Annotated in this window: 11 protein-coding genes and 1 tRNA gene; 7 read left to right on the forward strand and 5 right to left on the reverse strand. The window is 68.4% G+C overall.

The features are described from left to right. The first annotated feature begins 79 nt into the window (after nt 1–79). The gene (locus ACBY01_RS10385) at nt 80–3,163 is read left to right on the forward strand and encodes a TonB-dependent receptor domain-containing protein (protein ID WP_416460757.1); all 3,084 of its coding nucleotides are present in this window, start codon (nt 80–82) and stop codon (nt 3,161–3,163) included. Nucleotides 3,164–3,264: 101 nt separating this feature from the next. Next, the gene (locus ACBY01_RS10390; protein WP_416460758.1) at nt 3,265–3,552 is read left to right on the forward strand and encodes a UvrB/UvrC motif-containing protein; all 288 of its coding nucleotides are present in this window, start codon (nt 3,265–3,267) and stop codon (nt 3,550–3,552) included. Between the two features lie 17 nt (nt 3,553–3,569). On the opposite strand, the gene ACBY01_RS10395 is transcribed toward ACBY01_RS10390, so the two are convergent. Together ACBY01_RS10395 and ACBY01_RS10400 are read right to left on the reverse strand one after the other, a co-directional pair. Continuing rightward, the gene (locus ACBY01_RS10395; protein ID WP_416460760.1) at nt 3,570–5,099 is read right to left on the reverse strand and encodes an amidase; all 1,530 of its coding nucleotides are present in this window, start codon (nt 5,097–5,099) and stop codon (nt 3,570–3,572) included. Between the two features lie 124 nt (nt 5,100–5,223). Continuing rightward, a complete protein-coding gene (locus ACBY01_RS10400) occupies nt 5,224–6,264 on the reverse strand; it encodes an ornithine cyclodeaminase (RefSeq protein ID WP_416460761.1) in 1,041 nt (346 codons plus the stop codon). Nucleotides 6,265–6,387: 123 nt separating this feature from the next. Here ACBY01_RS10400 and ACBY01_RS10405 point away from each other — a divergent pair, with 123 nt between their 5' ends. Then, nucleotides 6,388–6,813, forward strand: a complete 426-nt coding sequence (locus tag ACBY01_RS10405; RefSeq protein WP_416460762.1) for an Lrp/AsnC family transcriptional regulator — start codon at nt 6,388–6,390, stop codon at nt 6,811–6,813. Nucleotides 6,814–6,829: 16 nt separating this feature from the next. Here the strand turns inward: ACBY01_RS10405 and ACBY01_RS10410 are convergent, their stop codons facing one another. Further along, nucleotides 6,830–8,488 carry an amidohydrolase gene (locus tag ACBY01_RS10410; RefSeq protein ID WP_416460763.1) on the reverse strand — a complete coding sequence of 553 codons (1,659 nt, stop codon included), beginning with the start codon at nt 8,486–8,488 and terminating at the stop codon, nt 6,830–6,832. A gap of 375 nt (nt 8,489–8,863) precedes the next feature. On the opposite strand from ACBY01_RS10410, the gene ACBY01_RS10415 reads away from it, so the two are divergent. Together ACBY01_RS10415 and ACBY01_RS10420 are read left to right on the forward strand one after the other, a co-directional pair. Continuing rightward, nucleotides 8,864–11,545, forward strand: coding sequence for a TonB-dependent receptor plug domain-containing protein (locus tag ACBY01_RS10415; RefSeq protein ID WP_416460764.1), 2,682 nt, complete (start codon nt 8,864–8,866; stop codon nt 11,543–11,545). Between the two features lie 11 nt (nt 11,546–11,556). Next, nucleotides 11,557–14,820, forward strand: coding sequence for an amidohydrolase family protein (locus ACBY01_RS10420; RefSeq protein WP_416460765.1), 3,264 nt, complete (start codon nt 11,557–11,559; stop codon nt 14,818–14,820). A 195-nt stretch (nt 14,821–15,015) separates the two neighbouring features. Here ACBY01_RS10420 and ACBY01_RS10425 read toward each other — a convergent pair whose 3' ends face one another. After that, the gene (locus ACBY01_RS10425) at nt 15,016–15,654 is read right to left on the reverse strand and encodes an FMN-binding negative transcriptional regulator (RefSeq protein WP_416460766.1); all 639 of its coding nucleotides are present in this window, start codon (nt 15,652–15,654) and stop codon (nt 15,016–15,018) included. A 137-nt stretch (nt 15,655–15,791) separates the two neighbouring features. On the opposite strand from ACBY01_RS10425, the gene pdxR reads away from it, so the two are divergent. Then, on the forward strand, nt 15,792–17,243 hold the full coding sequence (gene pdxR, locus ACBY01_RS10430) for a MocR-like pyridoxine biosynthesis transcription factor PdxR (protein WP_416460767.1): 1,452 nt from the start codon (nt 15,792–15,794) through the stop codon (nt 17,241–17,243). A gap of 172 nt (nt 17,244–17,415) precedes the next feature. Further along, nucleotides 17,416–17,991: a hypothetical protein gene (locus ACBY01_RS10435; protein WP_416460768.1), complete on the forward strand. Its 576-nt coding sequence runs from the start codon at nt 17,416–17,418 to the stop codon at nt 17,989–17,991. A gap of 234 nt (nt 17,992–18,225) precedes the next feature. Here the strand turns inward: ACBY01_RS10435 and ACBY01_RS10440 are convergent. Then, nucleotides 18,226–18,302, reverse strand: a tRNA-Met gene (locus ACBY01_RS10440). Nucleotides 18,303–18,326: the final 24 nt, after the last annotated feature.

Below are 18,326 nucleotides of genomic sequence, written 5' to 3' on the forward strand. Positions count from 1 at the left end.
GGGGGAACAGGCTGCACGGGCGGCGACCGACACCACGACCATCCCCGCTGGACGCTTCCGGGAGCGAAGGGGAAAGAAGATGCTGTTCAGGGGACTGCTGGTCACGAGTTGTTGCGTCGCGGCGCTGGTCGCGACACCTGCGGGAGCGCAGGTCGTGTCGGGGGGAGAGGCCGACGGAGCGGCGCAGGACGCACCGGTCGCGATCGGCGATCCGGTCGCCTCGGCCAAGCTGGCCGCCGACGAGGATCGCTCCGGCGACGGCAGCAGCGGCGAGGTGATCGTCACGGGAACGCGAATCCAGCGCCCGAACAACCGTTCGGCCGCGCCGATCGTCACCACCACCGCCGCCGAGATCGCCGCGCAGGGCGCGACCACCATCGAAGAGGTGATCAACCGCCTGCCGCAGGTGCAGGTGAACTCCGAACAGAATTTCAGCGACTCCGAAGGGCGCCAGCGCATCAAGCTGCGCAGCCTGGGCTATGAGCGCACGCTGACGCTGATCGACGGGCTGCGCGTCGGCCTCGCGAACACGGTGGACGTGGGCATCATTCCGACGGCGCTGGTCGAGCGAATCGACGTGCTGACCGGCGGCGCTTCGTCGGTCTACGGCTCGGACGCCGTGGCGGGCGTCGTCAACTTCATCCTCAAGAAGAACTTCGAAGGCGTCCGCCTCGACGCCAACTACAGCTTCTTCAACCACGACAACGGCGCCAACGCCGTCACCGAGGCAGCGTCGCGGATCGGGGTCAACTCGGCGACCGGTCTCACCAACGATGGCGGCCGCGCCGACATCAGCCTGTCGGCGGGCACCAACCTGTTCGACGACCGCGTGAACATCAGCGGCTTCGTCAACTACCGCCAGTCGGATCTGGTCCGCCTGCGCGACCGCTCGAGCGCGGTGTGCGAAGTGGTGCAGACCAGCAACACCGCACCACTCGCATGCTCGCGCGCGAGCTATACGCCCGCCGGCACGATCATCCCGCAGTCCGGCGCCTTTGCCGGCCAGGCGCTGGTCAACAACCCGAACGGCAACGGCACCTTCATCCCGATCAACAGCGGTCCGACAGCGGCGCAGGCCAATCCGTACGACGACTGGGCGTTCCAGCGTCCGTTCGACCGCATCAATGCCGGCGGCTTCCTAACCGCGCAGATCACCGACCATGTCGAGCTCTACGCCACCGGCCTCTACTACCGCGACAAGTCGTACAACACCCAGCTCAACCGGACCTTCTCCTTCAGCGCCTATGGCAGCGATCCGTTTCAGGTGAACTGCGACAACCCGTTCCTGTCGGCATCGCAGGCACAGGTATTGTGCGGCGCCAATGCCGGCGTCGCCGGCCAATATGCGCCAATCGACGTGCGCTATCGCTTCGACGGGCTGCCGTCCGTGCAGCAGAAGTTCACCAACGAGGGCTATCGCATCGTCGCCGGCCTGCGCGGCCAGGTGTTCGACAACGTCTGGTCCTATGACGTCGCCGGCATGATCTCGCGGGCGCGGCTCGACAGCATCGACACGCCCTTCGCCCAGTTCGAAACCATCAACCGCTCGCTCGACGTGGTGAACGTCGGCGGCACGCCGACCTGCCGCTCGGTCGTCAACGGCAGCGATCCGGCGTGCGTGCCCTTCAACGCCTTCGCGCCGTTCAACCAGGACGTGGCGCTCAACAACTATCTCTATGGCGGCGCTACCGGCGGCATCTTCACGCGCATCCCGCGCCTGCTCCAGTTCCTGGGCACCGTCAGCGGCGATCTCGGCAAGTACGGCATCACCTCGCCGTTCGCCGAGCAGGGCATCGCGATCGCGATCGGCGTCGAATATCGCGAGGAGATGGAGCGCTCTCGGGCCAACGAGATCTTCCAGGAGAACAACGGCTACGGCGACAACCAGCGCGTCACCCAGAACATCCTCGAGGGCAACATCGAGGTGCAGGCGCCGCTGGTCGAGGACCAGTCCTGGACCCAGCTGCTCCAGCTCAACGCCGGCTATCGCCAGTCGAAGTACAACCGCCTCGACGGCAGCTTCGGCACCTGGAAGGTCGAGGGCATCTGGGCGCCGATCGACGACATCACCTTCCGCGCATCCTACAACAAGTCGCAGGCGGCACCGGGCGTGGGTGCGGCGGCGAACGCGGCCAACGTCTTCTGGAACCAGGGCTTCTATGCCGACCCGTGCGCGCCGCGGATCGATCCGTCGAACCCCAACGGGCCGCGCCTGGCACCGTCCGCGACGCTCGCGCAGTGCCGCAACACCGGCCTTGCCGACAATCTCTATGGCAGCGCGACGCTGATCTGCCCGGACGATCGCTGCACCGTGCGCGAGGGCGGCTTCGGCCTCACCCCGGAAACCGCCTATACCAAGACGTTCGGCGTGGTGCTGCGGCCGCGGTTCCTGCCGGGGCTGACGGTGTCGATCGATCGCTTCCTGATCGACCTGGAAGACCAGCTGACGTTCCTCAACCCGAACGACTGGATCAACGAGTGCCTCACCACCGGCAATGATTATTTCTGCCGCGGCATCGTACGCAATCCGGACGGCACGCTGTCGAGCTCGCCGGCGACCAGCCCGGCGACCGGCTGGGTCTCGCGCGGGTCGGTCAACGGGTACAAGTCGCAGTCGCACGGCTGGGACTTTCAGGGCCAGTACAACCTGGGCCTGGGCAGCGTCGGCTCTCTCGACATGAGCTTCAACGGCACGCTGATGACCCTGGTCGGCACCCAGGGCGCACCCACCGTCGACCCGCGCGACTGCACCGGCTATTGGGGCAGCGGCTGCGGCGAGAGCATGCCCACCTGGGCGCACCAGCTGCGCACCACCTGGACCTCGCCCGACCGGGTCGCCAGCGTGTCGCTCAACTGGCGCCATCGCAGCGCGATGCCGCTGACCTTCTATGCGCCGGAGGACACCGGCATCCCGGCGCAGGACGAGAGCGCCCGGCGCGACCAATATGCGGGCATCGGCGCCTACGACTGGTTCGACCTGGCCTTCGCGTTCGACGTCAACAAGCGGATGACGTTGCGGCTTGCCGCGAACAACATCTTCGATCGCGATCCGCCGATCATCCCCGACAGCCGCGCCCAGATCGGCCTGCTGCGCGGGAACACGATCATGGGCTACGACCTGCTCGGCCGGCAGATCGTCGCGGGCCTCTCGATCCGCATGTGACGACACGCTGACGAACCTCCCCGCGGCAGTCGCTGCCGCGGGGAGGTTCCAAAACGAACCGGCGCGTGCCACCCGGCCGGCCCTGCCGCGTTTTGCGTCGCATGGCCGAGACGATCGAATCCCTGCTCGCCAGGATGGACGCCGCCGCACAGGCGCTCGACTTCGAGGAAGCGAAGCGCTGCCGCGACCGGATCAACCTGATCCGCGGCGGCGCGACCGCCCGAGAGGCGGAACACGCCGACGTATCCGGGCTGCAACGCCAGCAACCCGGGGCGATGGGACTGGGCACCAACCACCAGCGACGCACGCCGCCGCCCGGATGGCAGCCGCCCGCCAAGCCGGACCCGATGACGGCAGGGCGAAGCCGGCGCCCGTCGCGGAAAGCGTAGGCGCCCTCTCGCCTAGCTCAGTGCCGCAGCGCGTCGGGGACCGCCTTGCCGATCCAGGGCGACGCCTGTTCATAGGCGTGGCCCATCTGCAGCACGGCAAGGTCGGCGTGGTTCGGCCCGATGATCTGCAACCCGATCGGCAGCTTGCGGGCGCCGCCGAAACCTGCCGGGACCGCAAGGGTAGGCAGACCGGCCATCGTCGCCGGCAGCGTGACCTCCATCCAGCGGTGGTAGCTGTCCATCGGACGGCCCGCGACCTCCTTGGGCCAGCGCTCCTCCACCGCGAAGGGGAAGACCTGCGCGCTGGGCAGCACGACGAAGTCGTAGCGCTCGAACAGCTCGCGGAACGCCTGGTAGATCCGCGAACGCCCTTCTGATGCTTCGGCCACCTGACGGCCGGTGAGGCGCAGATAGCCTTCGATCTCCCAGATCGCTTCCGGCTTCATCTGTGCGCGCTTGGCGGGGTCCGAATAGAAGCCCATCAGGTCCGCCCCGACCGACCAGTGGCGCAGCGTCACCGCCGTGCGCCACATCTCGGCCGCCGAAAGCGACAGCTTCGCTTCCTCCACCGCCATGCCGACGTCGCGGAAGGCGGAGAGCGCCTTGGTACAGGTCGCGAGGACGCCCGGCTCCATCGCCAGGCCGCCGTTCAGGTCCCCGAGCCAGCCGATCCGACCGCCCTTCCACTCCCGGTCGAGCGCGCCCGCGAAGCGCGCGGGATCGTCGGGAAGCGACAGCGGCGCACGCGGATCGGGCCCGGCCTGGACGGAGAGCAGCAGCGCGACGTCGCGGACGTGGCGCGCCATCGGCCCGGACGTGGCGAAGGTCTGACCGAACACGTCGCTCGACGGGACCGACGGCACGCGCCCGAACGAGGGGCGGAAGCCGAAGACGTTGTTCCAGCCCGCCGGGTTGCGCAGCGATCCGCCGAAGTCGCTGCCATCGGCAAGCGGCGTCATGTGCAGCGCGAGGGCGACCGCCCCGCCCCCGGTGCTGCCGCCCGCCGAAACCGCGGGGTTCCAGGCGTTGCGGGTGACGCCGAAGATCGGATTGAAGCTGTGCGATCCCAGCGCGAATTCCGGCACGTTGCTCTTGCCGATGAAGATCGCGCCGGCGTCGCGCATGCGCGACACGACGAGCGAGTCCGCTGCGGGGATGTTGTCGCGCAGCAGCGGCGACCCCTGGGTGCTGCGGATGCCGCGCGTGGGCGCGGTGTCCTTCACCGCGTGCGGAAACCCGTGCAGCGGCCCGCGGAAGCGCCCGGCGGCGGCATCCTCGTCGCTCGCCGCGGCTGCCCGCATGAGCTGGTCGGCGGGCACGCGCGACACGATCGCGTTGAAACACGGGTTGAGGCGATCGATCTGCGCCAGATGCGCGGCCATCACGTCCCGGCTCGACAGGTCGCGGCGACGGATCGCCGCCGCCAGATCGGTCGCGCCGAGCCCCGTGATCTCGTCAGACGCATTCGCCGGTGGCGAGAAGGCCTCCGCCCGCGTCGCGATCGCCGCCACGGGGGCGGCAAGAAGCGTGCGCCGTGCGACGGTCACGCGCAGAGGGTTGGAATCGCTCTTCATGCCTTTGTGTACGGGTCGCATGCGGATGCGGACACCTCCAAAACGAGTCCGGGGATGGGGCCAAGCGTGCCGGTGTCGGCCCCTCGGCTGCCGCCGTCTAGGCCGCCAGTTCGGTGGCCGGACGGCCGCTGCCGAGCAGCCCGTACAGATCGACCGGCGTCGACGGCGCGGCGATCAGGTCGATGTCCACCGCGTGCCCGGTGTCGCGGGTGAGGTCGTCCAGGTAGCGCAGCGCCGAAAAGTCCTCGAGCGCGAAGCCCACCGAATCGAACAGGGTGATCTGCGAGGTGTCCGAACGCCCTTCCTCCAGCCCGGCGAGCACCCGCCAGATTTCGGTGACCGGGAAGGTCGCCGGCATCTGCTGCAACTCGCCCTCGATCCGGGTCTGCTCCTCCAGCTCGACGAACACCTTGGACCGGAACAGGATCTCGCGATGGAGCTCGGTCTTGCCGGGGCAGTCGCCGCCGATCGCGTTGATGTGCACGCCTGCGCCGATCATGTTCGACGACAGGATCCGCGCATTCCGCTTGTCCGCCGTCGCCGTGGTGATGATGTCGGCGCCGATCACCGCATCCTGGCTGCTCTCGCACACCTCGATCTCGAAGCCCTGCGCGGTCATGTTGCGCACGAACTTGGCGGTAGACGCCGGGTCGACGTCGTAGACGCGCAGCCGCTCGATGCCGAGCAGCGCGCGGAACGCCAGCGCCTGGAAATCGGACTGGGCGCCCAGTCCGATCATCGCCATGACCCGGCTGTCCAACCGCGCGAGCCGGCGCGCCACCAGTGCGGACGTGGCCGCGGTACGCAGCGCGGTAAGCAGCGTCATCTCGCTCATCAGGCGCGGGTAGCCGGTGGACATGTCGGAAAGGACGCCGAACGCCGCCACCGTCAAGAGATCCTGGCGCGCGTTGGACGGATGGCCGTTGACGTATTTGAAGCCGAACAGGGCGTCGTCGCTGATCGGCATGAGTTCGACGACACCCACGTCGCCGTGGCTCGCATGGCGGGGAACCTTGTGGAACTGCGCCCAGCGCAGGAAATCCGCCTCGATGTAGCCGGCCAGCCCCGTCAGAAAGGGTTCGATCCCGACTTCGTTGACGAGTGCCGAGAGGCTTTCGACGCCGATGAACCTGGTCATTTCCCGCTACTCCCGCTGTGCTCCGCGCAAGTATGGCCGACAGGATTTCAGGTGGAATCCGCAGAATGCGCCAATCGCAGCGCCAGAGTTGACAGTTTGCGCAGTCTGGCCGAGCATTGTGCCATGCTGGAGCTCGATCAGCTCGATCGCCGGATCATCGGCACGCTGCGCGGCGACGGGCGCGCGCCCATCGCCAAGATCGCGAGCGTGCTCGGCGTGTCGCGCGCGACCGTGCAGACGCGTCTGGACCGGATGGTCAACAGCGGCGCCATCCTGGGGTTCACCGTACGGGTGCAGGAGCCCGGCGGCGTCGAGGAACTGCGCGCGGTGACGATGATCGAGGTGGCCGGCCGGTCGACGTCGGCGATCATCCGCCAGTTGCGCAGCATCCCGCAGCTGCGGGCGCTCCACACCACCAACGGCGCCTGGGACCTGATCGCCGAAATCTCGGCGGAGGATTTGCAGTCCTTCGACCGGATCCTGCGCGAGATCCGGTCGATCGACGGGGTGCTGAACAGCGAGACCAGCCTGCTGCTCAGCAGCGCCTAACCGCCGCGACGCCCGCTCAGGCGGCGAAGCGTTCCTTGCCGCCGACGATCGTCTTGAGCACCTTGATATCCTTGATCCGCTCCGGGTCGGCCGCGAACGGATCGGCATCGAGGACGACGAGGTCGGCGTAATAGCCGGGCGCGATCGAACCGACCCGGTCCTCCTGGAACCCCGCATAGGCATTGGCGCGCGTGTAGGCGGTGAGCGCGGCCGCCACCGATACCTTCTGATCCGGCAGCCATCCCTGCGGATTGGCCCCGTCGATCGTCTCGCGGGTGACCGCCGCATAGACCCCCTGCAGCGGATCGATCGGCGCCACGGGCCAGTCGGAACCGAAGGTGACGCGCGCGCCCGATGCCATCAGCGAGTGGAAGGCGTAGGTGCCGTTCAGCCGCGCTTCCCCGATCCGCTTCACCGCCCAGCGGCCGTCGTCGATCGCATGATAGGGCTGGACCGAGGCGATCACGTCCTGGCGGGCGAAGCGCGGGATCGACGCGGGCGTGACGTGCTGGGCATGCTCGATGCGGAAGCGCCGGTCGCGCTTGCCATTGGCGCGGACGGTCTCGGCATAGACGTCGAGCACGTCGTCGTTGGCGAGATCGCCGATCGCATGGGTGGTGACGTGCAGCCCGGCGCGATCGCATTCGGGGATCCAGCGACGCAGCTCGTCCAGGCCGATCACCCGCACGCCGCGCTGGCCGGGGGCATCGGCATAGTCCGCCTTGAACACCGCGGTCCGCGACCCGAGCGAGCCGTCGGCCAGCGCCTTGACGCCGCCCCAGCGGACCCAGTCGTCGCCCTTGCCCTCCTCGGCCACGATCTTGAGCAGCCGCTCGCGGTCGGCGATCGGCACGAAACAGTAGAAGCGCAGGTCCATCGCCTGCTTGGCGCGCAGCGCGCGGATGGCGTGGAAGCTGCCCCAGTTGATGTCGGGAACGTGCACCTGCGCCACGCCCTTGCTCAACGCGTGCGCGACGCCGTTGCGGACCGAGGCCATCGCCTCGTCCAGCGTCTGCGGCGGGATCACCCGCTCGACCAGATCCTTGGCATTGTCCTTGACGATGCCGGTCGGCTCGCCCGCCGCATCGCGCACGATCACGCCGCCCGCCGGATCGGGCGTGTCGCGGGTGATCCCGGCTGCCTTCAGCGCCGCCGAGTTCAGCAGATACATGTGCAGATCGGTGCGCGGGATGGCGACCGGCGTGTCCCCCGTCGCGGCGTCGATCCAGTGGCGGGTCGGCAGTTCGCCGCCCAGCCGCTGCTCGTCCCAGCTGCCGCCCAGCACCCATTTGCTGGGATTGGCGCGCGACCAGGCGGCGATCCGCGCGGCGAAATCCTCGCGCGAGGTGGCGCCGAGCAGGTCCGCCTGACCCAGCTTGTCCGATCCGATCAGGAAATGGGTGTGGTTGTCGATGAACGCCGGCATCAGGAAGGCGCCCTTCAGGTCGACGACGCGGGTTCTGGCGGTGGTCTGCGCCTTCACCGCGGCGCTGCCGACGGTGGCGATCCGGTCGCCGATCAGCCCGACGGCGCCCCGCATGGGGCGGCCGCTGCCGGTCCAGAGCAGGGCGTTGGTCAGCGCGACGTCGAGCCCGGCCGCGGCGCGCGCGGCAAGCGGGGCCGCGAGCGAGACCGCGGCGAGACCGCCGCCCACAAACAGTCGCCGGTCGATCATCGCGTCCCCCTTCGCTTGCACCTGCGCATCCCGCAGCCATCCCTGCCGATCGGAAGCGTGGCGTTCGTCGATCCCATCGTGAAGGACCAAGACGGGCTCCCGACGGGGGACCAGCCAAACCGCCGCACCGCAGCATGTGTCTGAACGACCACAGCCGTGCGGCAACCGCTTGGCCCCGTCCGCCGACATCGAATTGGATGTTTTCGGCGCCGCCTTGGCTCCAAAGATTGAAGTTCGACGACACCGATAGGCGCCAAGTCGAAACATCGTCGGGCGGAAGAGCTTCTCGTCGAGCCAAATTGGGGACCACGCATGGCACATTTTCGGGCTGTTGATTTCCGCCGGGCGCACCGGGGGGGAAGCTGCGTACTGGCATTGCTCGCCGGACTGACGGCAGCACCCGCGTTCGCGCAGGACGCGCGCCCGGCTGCGGCGCAGGCGGAAGCGGAAGCCGCGCCCGACACGTCGGGCGAGATCGTGGTCACCGGATCGCGGATCGACCGGCCGGGCTTCGAATCCCCGACGCCGCTCACCCGCATCGGCAGCGAGGAACTCAGCGTCGCCAGCCGCGCCAACATCGGCGCCGCGCTGGCCGACCTGCCGCAGTTCAAGGCGGGCCAGTCGCCCCAGACCTCCGGCACCAACGCCCAGGCCGGGCGCTTCCCCGCCGATCTGCGCGGGCTGGGCGCCACGCGCACGCTGGTGCTGCTCGACGGCCGGCGTTTCTCGAGCGACAACGACCTGAGCACCATCCCGTCGGTGCTCGTGAAGAACGTCGACATCGTCACCGGCGGTGCCTCGGCGGCGTGGGGATCGGGCGCGGTCGCAGGCGTGGTGAACATCCAGCTCGACCACAGCCTCACCGGCATCCGCCTGGGTGCGGAAACGGGCATTTCGAGCCGCGGCGACAGCGCGCAATACCGGTTCGAAGGCGCCGCCGGGTTCGACTTCGCCGACGGCCGCGGCCATTTCCTGATCGGCGGCGAGTATTTCCAGAACGACGGACTGAGCACCAAGGTCAGCCGCGCCAACACCGGCCGCTGGGTGTCGCTCCCCAACCCGCGCGCGACGCCCACCGATCCGCTGACCTACACGCTGACGCCGAACGTCGGCTACGCCAATGCCGTCGTGGGCGGCATCATCACCTCCGGCGTGCTGCGCAACTACGGCTTCAATCCGGACGGCACGCTGCGCCTGCTCGAACGCGGCGTCGTCAACGGGTCCAACATGGTCGGCGGCGAAGCACCCTCCGACGACGACCTCAGCCCGCTCAGCACGCCGCAGAAGCGGATCGCCAGCATGGCGCGCGCCTCCTACGAAGTCGTCAACGACCTGAACCTGATCGCCGAACTGCGCTACTCGCGCTATTGGGGCGACTATACCTGGTTCGGCGACCACAACCGCGGCAACATCACGATCAGCCGCGACAACGCCTTCCTGCGTCCCGAAATCCGCGACCAGCTGATCGCGGCGAACCAGACCAGCTTCACGATGGGCCGCTACAATTCGGACTTCGCCTATTCGACGATCGACCTGGAGCGCGAGACGATCCAGGGCACCGTCGCGCTGGAGGGCAAGTTCGGCGGCGGCGCGTGGCGCTACAGCGCCTATTACAGCCACGGCGAGAGCCAGAACAACATCGACACGCCCGGTTTCCGCCTGACCGCCAATTTCGCCAACGCGGTCGATGCGGTGATCAGCCCCACCACCGGCCAGGCGGTGTGCCGCGTCGCGCTGACCGATCCGTCCAGCGCCTGCGTGCCGATCAACCTGTTCGGCAACGGCGCGCCGTCGCAGGCGGCGATCGACTATGTCACCGGCACCCCGACGCTGCGCTCCACCTCGAAGCTCGACACCGTGGGCGTCAGCCTGCGCGGCGAGCCCTTCTCGCTGTGGGCCGGGCCGGTTTCGGTGGCGGTCGGCATCGAGGCCCGGCGCGAGACGATCGACTCGCGTGCCGGCGAGCTCGATCGCGCCCGCGCCTTCTCCACCTTCTACTTCGCCGATCTGGAAGGGAAGGACACGGTCAAGGAAGCGTTCGGCGAACTGCTCGTCCCGCTGGTCAAGGACGTGCCGGTGCTGCGCAACCTCAACTTCAACGGCGCGGTCCGCGTTTCCGACTATCGCAACAGCGGCTCGATCTGGTCGTGGAAGCTGGGCGCGACCAACGAGTTTCTGCCGGGCGTCATCGGCCGGGTCACCCGGTCGCGCGACATCCGCGCACCGAGCCTGAGCGAGCTCTACACCACCCAGACGGTCAGCTACGTCAACGTGGCGGACCCCGTGACGAACCAGACGGTCTCGGTGCTGATCAACGGCGGCGGCAACCCGCAGCTGCAGCCCGAGGAGGCAGACACCTGGACGGCCGGCGTCACCGCCTCGCCGATGCGCGGGCTGACCGCCTCGCTCGACTATTTCGACATCACGATCAACGACGTGATCACCTCGGTAGGGGCGCAGGACCTCGTCACCCGCTGCTTCAACGGCAACCAGGACCTGTGCGCCCGCGTCTTCCGCGACGCGAGCGGCAACCTGGTCCGCGTCCAGTCCAATTCGGTCAACCTGTCGCGCTACAAGACCAACGGCATCGACGGCGAGATCGCCTATACGATGCCGCTCGACAGCAGCGAGAGCCGCAACCTGCACTTCCGGGTGATCGGCACCTGGGTGGACAGCCTGACCACCTACGACGGCATCAGCGAGGTCGAATATGTCGACAACACCAGCTACGCCTTCGTCAACGGCGTGCCGTCGTGGCGGGTCAACGGCAGCCTGGGCTATTCGGACCGCAACCTGAGCGGCCTGATCCGCGCGCGCTACATCTCGCCCGGCTATTACAACCGCAACCTGGAGATCACCAACAACCGGGTGCCGGCCTATACCTATTTCGACCTTCAGCTGACCGCGAAGATCCCGACGGGCGACGGGCGACAGATGGAAATCTACGGCAACGTGTCGAACCTGCTCGACAAGGATCCGCCGATCGGGTCGCTGTTCTCGCCCTTCTACGACACCGTCGGGCGGTTCATGACGATCGGCGCCCGCATCAAGCTCTGAGGACCCCGACCATGACCCGAGCCGCCCGCTGCTCCCTTCTCGCCCTCGCGTTTTCCCTGGGGAGCGGCGCGGCTTCGGCACAAACGGCAGCGCCGGCCCAGTCGCCGGCCCAGTCGCCGGCCCAGCCGCCGGCGCTGCCGCTCCAGCCGCAGGAGCGGCTGCAGTTCGAGACGTCCGAAGCCACCTGGATGGCGCCGGACGTCTCGCCGGACGGCAGGACGATCCTGTTCGACCTGCTGGGCGACATCTATGCGCTGGATGCCGCCGGCGGGACGGCGCGGCCGCTGCTGACCGGCCAGGCGTTCGAGACCCAGCCGGTCTTCTCGCCCGACGGCACGCGGATCGCCTTCCTCTCCGATCGTTCGGGGGCGACCAACCTGTGGGTGGCGAACGCCGACGGCAGCGACGCGCGCAAGCTGTCGGCGGATACCGGCCCGGCGCTCTACACCTCGCCCGCCTGGTCGGCGGACGGGCGCTTCCTCTATGTCTCGCGCACGATCCATTCGATTCTCGCGTTCGAACTCTACGCCTATGACGTGCGCGGCGGCAGCGGCATCAAGGTCACCCAGGCGCGTCCGACCGGCACCGAGCGCGGCGACGATCGCATCAACGTGATCGGGGCGGTGGCCTCGCCCGACGGCAACTATCTCTATTATTCGCGCAAGGCCGGCTCGCTCTGGTCGCACAAGCCGCTGCCGCATTGGGAGATCGTCCGCCGCGACCTCAAGAGCGGCGCGGAAGACAGGATCATCTCCGCCACGCCCGGCGCGGCGATGCGCCCGGCGCTGTCGCACGACGGTCGCCTGCTGGTCTATGCCAGCCGCGACGGCGCCCAGACCGGCCTGCGCCTGCGCAATCTCGTCACCGGCGAGGACCGGCTGCTCGCATCGCCGATCGACCACGACACCCAGATGAGCGGCTTCTACAACGACCTGGTGCCGCGCAGCGTCTTCCTGCCCGGCGACAAGACGGTGCTGACCTCGATCGGCGGCAAGCTCGTGCGCATCGACGTCGCCGACGGCACGCGTCGGGACGTGCCCTTCACCGCCGCCGTCGACCTGCCGCTCGGGCACAACACCCGCGTCGCCGTGCCGGACGAGACCGGCCCGGTACGCGTCCGCATCATCCAGGCGCCGAGGCTTTCGCCCGACGGCAAGCGGGTGGCGTTCGCCGCGCTGGGCAAGCTCTACGTCCAAGGCCTGTCGGAAGGCAGCGTTCCCGCGCCCGTCCCCGGCGTCGAGGGCATGGCGTTCCAGCCGAACTGGACGCCGGACGGGCGCACGCTCGTCTACGTCACCTGGACCGCGGACGACGGCGGGCAGCTGTGGAGCGTCCCCGCCGGCGGCGGCAAGCCCCGGCGCCTGACGCGCGACGCGGCCTTCTACAGCGAACCCGTGGTGTCGCCGGACGGCAAGACGGTGGCGGTGCTCCGCACCCCCCAGGCCGAACGGCTCAACACCGCGACCGAACTCGGCGCCAGCCTGCCGACCGACGTCGTCATGCTGCCGGCATCGGGTGGCACGCCCCGCGTGATCGCACGACCGCAGGGCGCCCGCGGTCTCGATTTCGACGGCACCGGCGCGCGCGTGCGGTACATCGCCGGCCCGACGATCCACTCGGTGGCGGTCGACGGCGGCGAACCGCGTGCGGAAACCGCGCTGACCGTCCCCAACGGCAACCGCTATTTCGCCGAGACCCCGGTACCACCCGAAGACGCGCGGCTGAGCCCCGACGGCAGCCGGTTGCTGGTGAAGGCCGCGTCGCAGGTCTATCTGCTCGACGTGCCGCCGTCGCTGAGCGCCGCCCCGCAGAAGATGGAACTGGCGCATCCGTCGACCGCCCTCGCCAAGGTGACGGCGGTCGGTGCCGACTATATCGACTGGAGCGCCGACGGCCGGACGATCCTGTGGTCGGTGGGCTCGACGCTGCGGACGCTGCCGTCCGCCGTGGCGGCGCAATCGAAGGCGGGCTCCGCCGAGCAGGCCGCGACCCGCATCGAGGCGCGGGTCGAAGTGCCGCGCGACGTTCCCGAAGGCAGCGTCGTGCTGCGCGGCGGCACCGCGATCACGATGCGCGGGGACGAGGTGATCGCCAACGCCGACGTGGTCGTCACCGGCAACCGGATCGTCGCCGTCGGCCCCTCGGGCAGCGTCGCAGTCCCCGCCGGCGCCGCGATCCGCGACGTCCAGGGCAGTTATCTCGTCCCCGGCTTCGTCGATACCCATGCCCATTGGTTCGAGACGCGGCGACAGATCCTCGACCGTAACCACTGGGACTTCCTCGCCAACCTCGCCTATGGCGTGACCAGCGGGCTGGAGGTCCAGCCCTTCACGATCGACGTGTTCGGCTATCAGGACATGATCGACGCCGGGCTGATGATCGGCCCGCGCGCCTTCTCGACCGGACCCGGCATCTTCTCCAACGTCGAGATCAACTCGCTCGCCGACGCGCGCGACGTGCTGACCCGCTATCGCGACCATTACCGTACGCGCAACATCAAGGCGTACATGGTCGGCAACCGCGCACAGCGGCAATATATGGTCATGGCCTCGGCCGAACTCGGCATGATGCCGACGACCGAGGGCGCGAGCGACTTCAACCTCAATCTGACGCACGCGCTCGACGGCTTCGCCGGCAACGAGCACAACATGCCGATCACACCGCTCCACAAGGACGTGCTGACGCTCTATTCGAAGACGCGGATCGGCTATTCGCCGACGCTGGGCGTGCTGTACGGCGGCGCGCCGCCGCTGAGCAACGCGGTCATCGACGGCGACATCCTGTCCGACGCCAAGCTGCGACGCTTCATTCCGCGCGGCATTCTCGAGACGCGGCTGCGCGATCGCACCTGGGTGCCGCCGATCGACCAGACGTGGTCGCGCTTCGCCGCCGACGCGCTCGCCATCCGCCGTCGCGGCGGACTGATCGGCATGGGCAGCCACGGCACGATTCAGGGCCTAGCCTTTCACATCGAGATGGAGGCCTATGCCAGCGGCGGTGCGACCCCGCACGAGGTGCTGCGCGCGGCGACGGCCGAAAGCGCGGAGGAGATCGGCCGGGCCACGCAGATCGGCAGCCTGGAGCCGGGTAAATACGCCGACCTGCTGATCCTGTCGAAGGACCCGCTCGCTGACGTGCGCAATGCGCGCGCGATCCGCCAGGTGATGAAGAACGGCCGCCTCTATGAAGCGGCAACGCTGGACGAGGTCTATCCACGCAGCCGCCCGTTGCCGGCGCAATGGTTCCAGCCGGAGTCGGATCGCACCGCCGGCTAGGACGGACCGACATTCACCCATTCCCCGTTCGTCTCGAGTAGGGATCGAGCTTGTCGAGAGCCCGTATCGAGAGAGCCCCAACGACCGACCTCTCGATACGCCGTCTCGACAAGCTCGACGGCACCTCGAGGCGAACGGAGGAAGGGGGAGTTCGGGACTCCCACGATGAACGTCGATCCGCCTGAGCCCGCCGGCTCAGCGTCCCGCGTTCAGCCGCCGCATCCAGCGGACCAGCACCGGATCGGGATGGGTCGCGAGGATGTGGTGCAGCGTCCCGGCGTCCTCGTCCTGGCCTAGCTTGAACTTGCCCTGGACGGCGAGGACGCGGGCGCGAAACCCGATGATCGCCGCCGCCATCACGTCGTAGCGATCCGCGATCTCGCGCACCTGCCACGGATCGGCGCGGCCGTGCTCGGTCACACCGATCAGTACGTCGAGCGAATGGGAGGTCAGGTGTGCGCCGATCTCGACCGCCGCATCGATCTTCAGTTGCGCATAGTTCCAGGTCGGCGCCCAGTTCCGCCTGCCGGCGTGCTCCGGCGACACATAGCCGCTCGGGCCGTTGAACAGGATGTTGATCCGGCACTGCGCGGCCATCGCCCGCGCGAGCGGATTGGCCCGCGCAAGATGCCCGATCAGCGCGACCAGCCGGCCGTCCGCATCATATTCGCCGATCAGGGGAAGCTGGCTGGCGTGAGCGAGCGCGCCGTCGGGAGTCATCGTCCAAGCGAGCGGAAACTCCTCCACCAGCGCGCGGACATCGCCGACATCGAACATGCCGAAGGGATTCACCGCAGGGGCTCGGGCGGCACCGGGTTGCGCGACGGAAGACATGGCGCATCCTGCGCCGAAGCGACCCTTTGCGGAACGACCAAGATCGCGCGGCGGGCGGGTCCAGTCCGATTTGCCCAGCGCGCCGCGGCGGGCTATTGGACCGGCATCGGACGACTACACGGTGGAGTTGGGGGCCAATGCTGCGTCGCTTGCCGCTCAGGCTCGGGCAGAACATCGACACCAGCCGCGGGACGCCCGCCTATATGCAGATCATCGCGGCGATCATCCGCGATATCGAGAGTGGGCGGCTCGCCCCGGGGACCTATCTGCCGAGCAGCCGCGAACTCGCCGCAGACATCGGCGTCAACCGCAAGACCGTCGTGCTCGCCTATGACGAACTCATCGCCCAGGGCTGGCTGACCTCGGCCGGTACGCGCGGGACGCTGGTCTCGCCGGTCTATCCCGAGCCCAAGCGCCCGCCTGCGCGCACCACGGTGAGCGACCGCACCGAATACCGCGTCCTCCCGCCGCCCGAGCGCCCGCTGGCGCTGGCTCCGGGAAGCGGCCTGAAGCTGGACGAGGGCGCGCCCGACGGGCGGTTGTTCCCTGCCACCGCGCTGGCAACCGCCTATCGCGACGCGGTCCGCGCGACGGCGACCGCCAACGCCTTTTCCTACCGCGACCCGCTCGGCCTGCCGGAACTGCGAGAGGCGGTCGCCGAAATGCTGCGCCGGCAGCGCGGGTTGAACGTCACCTCGGACAATGTCTGCATCACGCGCGGCAGCCAGAACGGCATCTTCCTGACCGCCCAGGCGCTGCTGCGCCCCGGCGATCACGTCCTGGTCGAATCGCTCACCTACGAGCCCGCCGTCGCCGCCTTCACCATGCTCGGCGCCACCGTGCACACCGTCCCGCTGGACTCCGAGGGCATCGACGTCGCCGCCGTCGAGGCACTCTGCCGCCGCCACCGCATCCGCGCGCTGTTCCTTACCCCGCATCACCAGTTTCCCACCACCGTGACGCTGCGGCCGATGCGACGGCTCCGCCTGCTCGATCTGGCGCGCCAGTTCGGCTTCGCGATCCTCGAGGACGATTACGACCACGAGTTCCATTTCGCCTCGCAGCCGCTGCTGCCGATGGCCGCCTATGCGCCGGAGCATGTCGTCTACATCAGCTCGCTTTCCAAGCTGCTGCTGCCGACGTTGCGGATCGGCTATGTCGTCGCGCCGCCGTCGCTGCTGCGCAGTCTCGCGCACGGCATCTCGCTCACCGACGGCATGGGCAATGTGGTGACCGAAAAGGCAGCGGCGGACCTGATCGCCAACGGCGAGCTGCGCCGCCATTCGCGCAAGGTGCGCCGGATCTACGCCGAGCGCCGCCTCCACTTCGCCCAGCAGCTGCGCGACGGGCTGGGATCGAAGGTCCGGTTCGACATGCCCAACGGCGGCCTGGCCTTCTGGCTCCGCTTCCCCGGTCGCAGCCTCGACGCGATCGAAGCGCGCGCCCGCGAGCGCGACCTGCGCTTCGCCGCGTCGCGATCGTTCATGGCGAGCGAAGACGCGGAATCGGGACTCCGCATCGGCTTCGCCAGCCTCGACGCGGCGGAAGCGGAAAAGGCGATCCTGGCGCTTTCGGAAGCGGTGGGCTGACGCCGGACCGGCATTGATGGATTTCGCGGGAGGGGCGCGCAGGTCCGAGGGGACCGTCTAGCCTCGTCGGAAGCTGGGAGGTCGATGGGAAGTTGCGCTATGGTCGATCACCGAAGGCGGCGCTAACGTCGCCATCTATGGTTCGCCTGGCGGTGACGAGGGAGGGGCTGCGATGCTGCCAGCGGTGATTGCCATGACATCGTTGATCTCGCAGGCTCCGGCAGCTGCGCCGACCATCCAGCCATGCCTATCGCAACCGATGCCAGCCGCGCTCGACTCGGTGGGTAAACCGCCGATCGCGTCGGACGTGATCGAGTTCTCCGCCACGCCGTCATTGCAGCATCCCGAACGAGCCTGGGTCGTGCGGGTATCCCGAAGAGGAACCGTCGAGGCCCGGATCGAGGTCGTACGACTCCGGCGTCAGGAAACCTGCAATCGCTACGACATAGAGGCCAGGTGGCAGGCGCCGCTGCAGCAGGCAGAATATGGCGTCATCGCTAAGCGCGTGATGCCGGTTGCCGTGCCAGCCGCATCCGTCTTCATCCCGGTTCCCTTGGGGCAGCTGCCTGAGGTGGTTACGGACGGAACAGGTCTCAGGTTGCGTCTTCGGAGCGCCGAGTGGGAAGTGTCTCGCTCCCTCAATCACTACGATCGAGATGGTGGAACAATCTCCGCGATCTTCCGAGACTTGGTTTCGAAGTCCGTTCCCGCATCCGAACTGCCGAGAGAAGACTGGCGTACCAACTAGTCGTTCAGATGATATGGCACCACGAGGCTGCAGCACGGCTCTTCGCGGTCTGGAGCAGGGCGTAGTCGTTTTTGGGAGTACCATGGTGCCAGCGCACGGGTGCGGTAGACGGAGCGCCGATCAGCCGGGTTCGAGCAGAGCAGCGCTCCACGGCTTCGGCGATCCACCCAAGGCAGAAGGCCAAAACGACAAAGGCCCCGTCAGCGGGTGCTGCGGGGCCTTTGTGGTCGTATATGGTTGCGGGGACAGGATTTGAACCTGTGACCTTCAGGTTATGAGCCTGACGAGCTACCGGGCTGCTCCACCCCGCGCCGAGGAGTTGAGGGTTGTGAATG

The sequence above is a fragment of the Sphingomonas mangrovi genome, assembly GCF_047975845.1.
Lineage (GTDB): Bacteria > Pseudomonadota > Alphaproteobacteria > Sphingomonadales > Sphingomonadaceae > Sphingomonas.

Excerpts from the sequence above, each read along its gene's own strand:
- ACBY01_RS10385 (WP_416460757.1), top strand. The coding sequence starts at position 80 with ATGCTGTTCAGGGGACTGCTGGTCACGAGTTGTTGCGTCGCGGCGCTG.
- ACBY01_RS10390 (WP_416460758.1), top strand. The coding sequence starts at position 3,265 with ATGGCCGAGACGATCGAATCCCTGCTCGCCAGGATGGACGCCGCCGCA.
- ACBY01_RS10400 (WP_416460761.1), bottom strand. The coding sequence starts at position 6,264 with ATGACCAGGTTCATCGGCGTCGAAAGCCTCTCGGCACTCGTCAACGAA.
- ACBY01_RS10405 (WP_416460762.1), top strand. The coding sequence starts at position 6,388 with ATGCTGGAGCTCGATCAGCTCGATCGCCGGATCATCGGCACGCTGCGC.
- ACBY01_RS10410 (WP_416460763.1), bottom strand. The coding sequence starts at position 8,488 with ATGATCGACCGGCGACTGTTTGTGGGCGGCGGTCTCGCCGCGGTCTCG.
- ACBY01_RS10420 (WP_416460765.1), top strand. The coding sequence starts at position 11,557 with ATGACCCGAGCCGCCCGCTGCTCCCTTCTCGCCCTCGCGTTTTCCCTG.
- ACBY01_RS10425 (WP_416460766.1), bottom strand. The coding sequence starts at position 15,654 with ATGTCTTCCGTCGCGCAACCCGGTGCCGCCCGAGCCCCTGCGGTGAAT.
- pdxR (WP_416460767.1), top strand. The coding sequence starts at position 15,792 with ATGCTGCGTCGCTTGCCGCTCAGGCTCGGGCAGAACATCGACACCAGC.
- ACBY01_RS10435 (WP_416460768.1), top strand. The coding sequence starts at position 17,416 with ATGCTGCCAGCGGTGATTGCCATGACATCGTTGATCTCGCAGGCTCCG.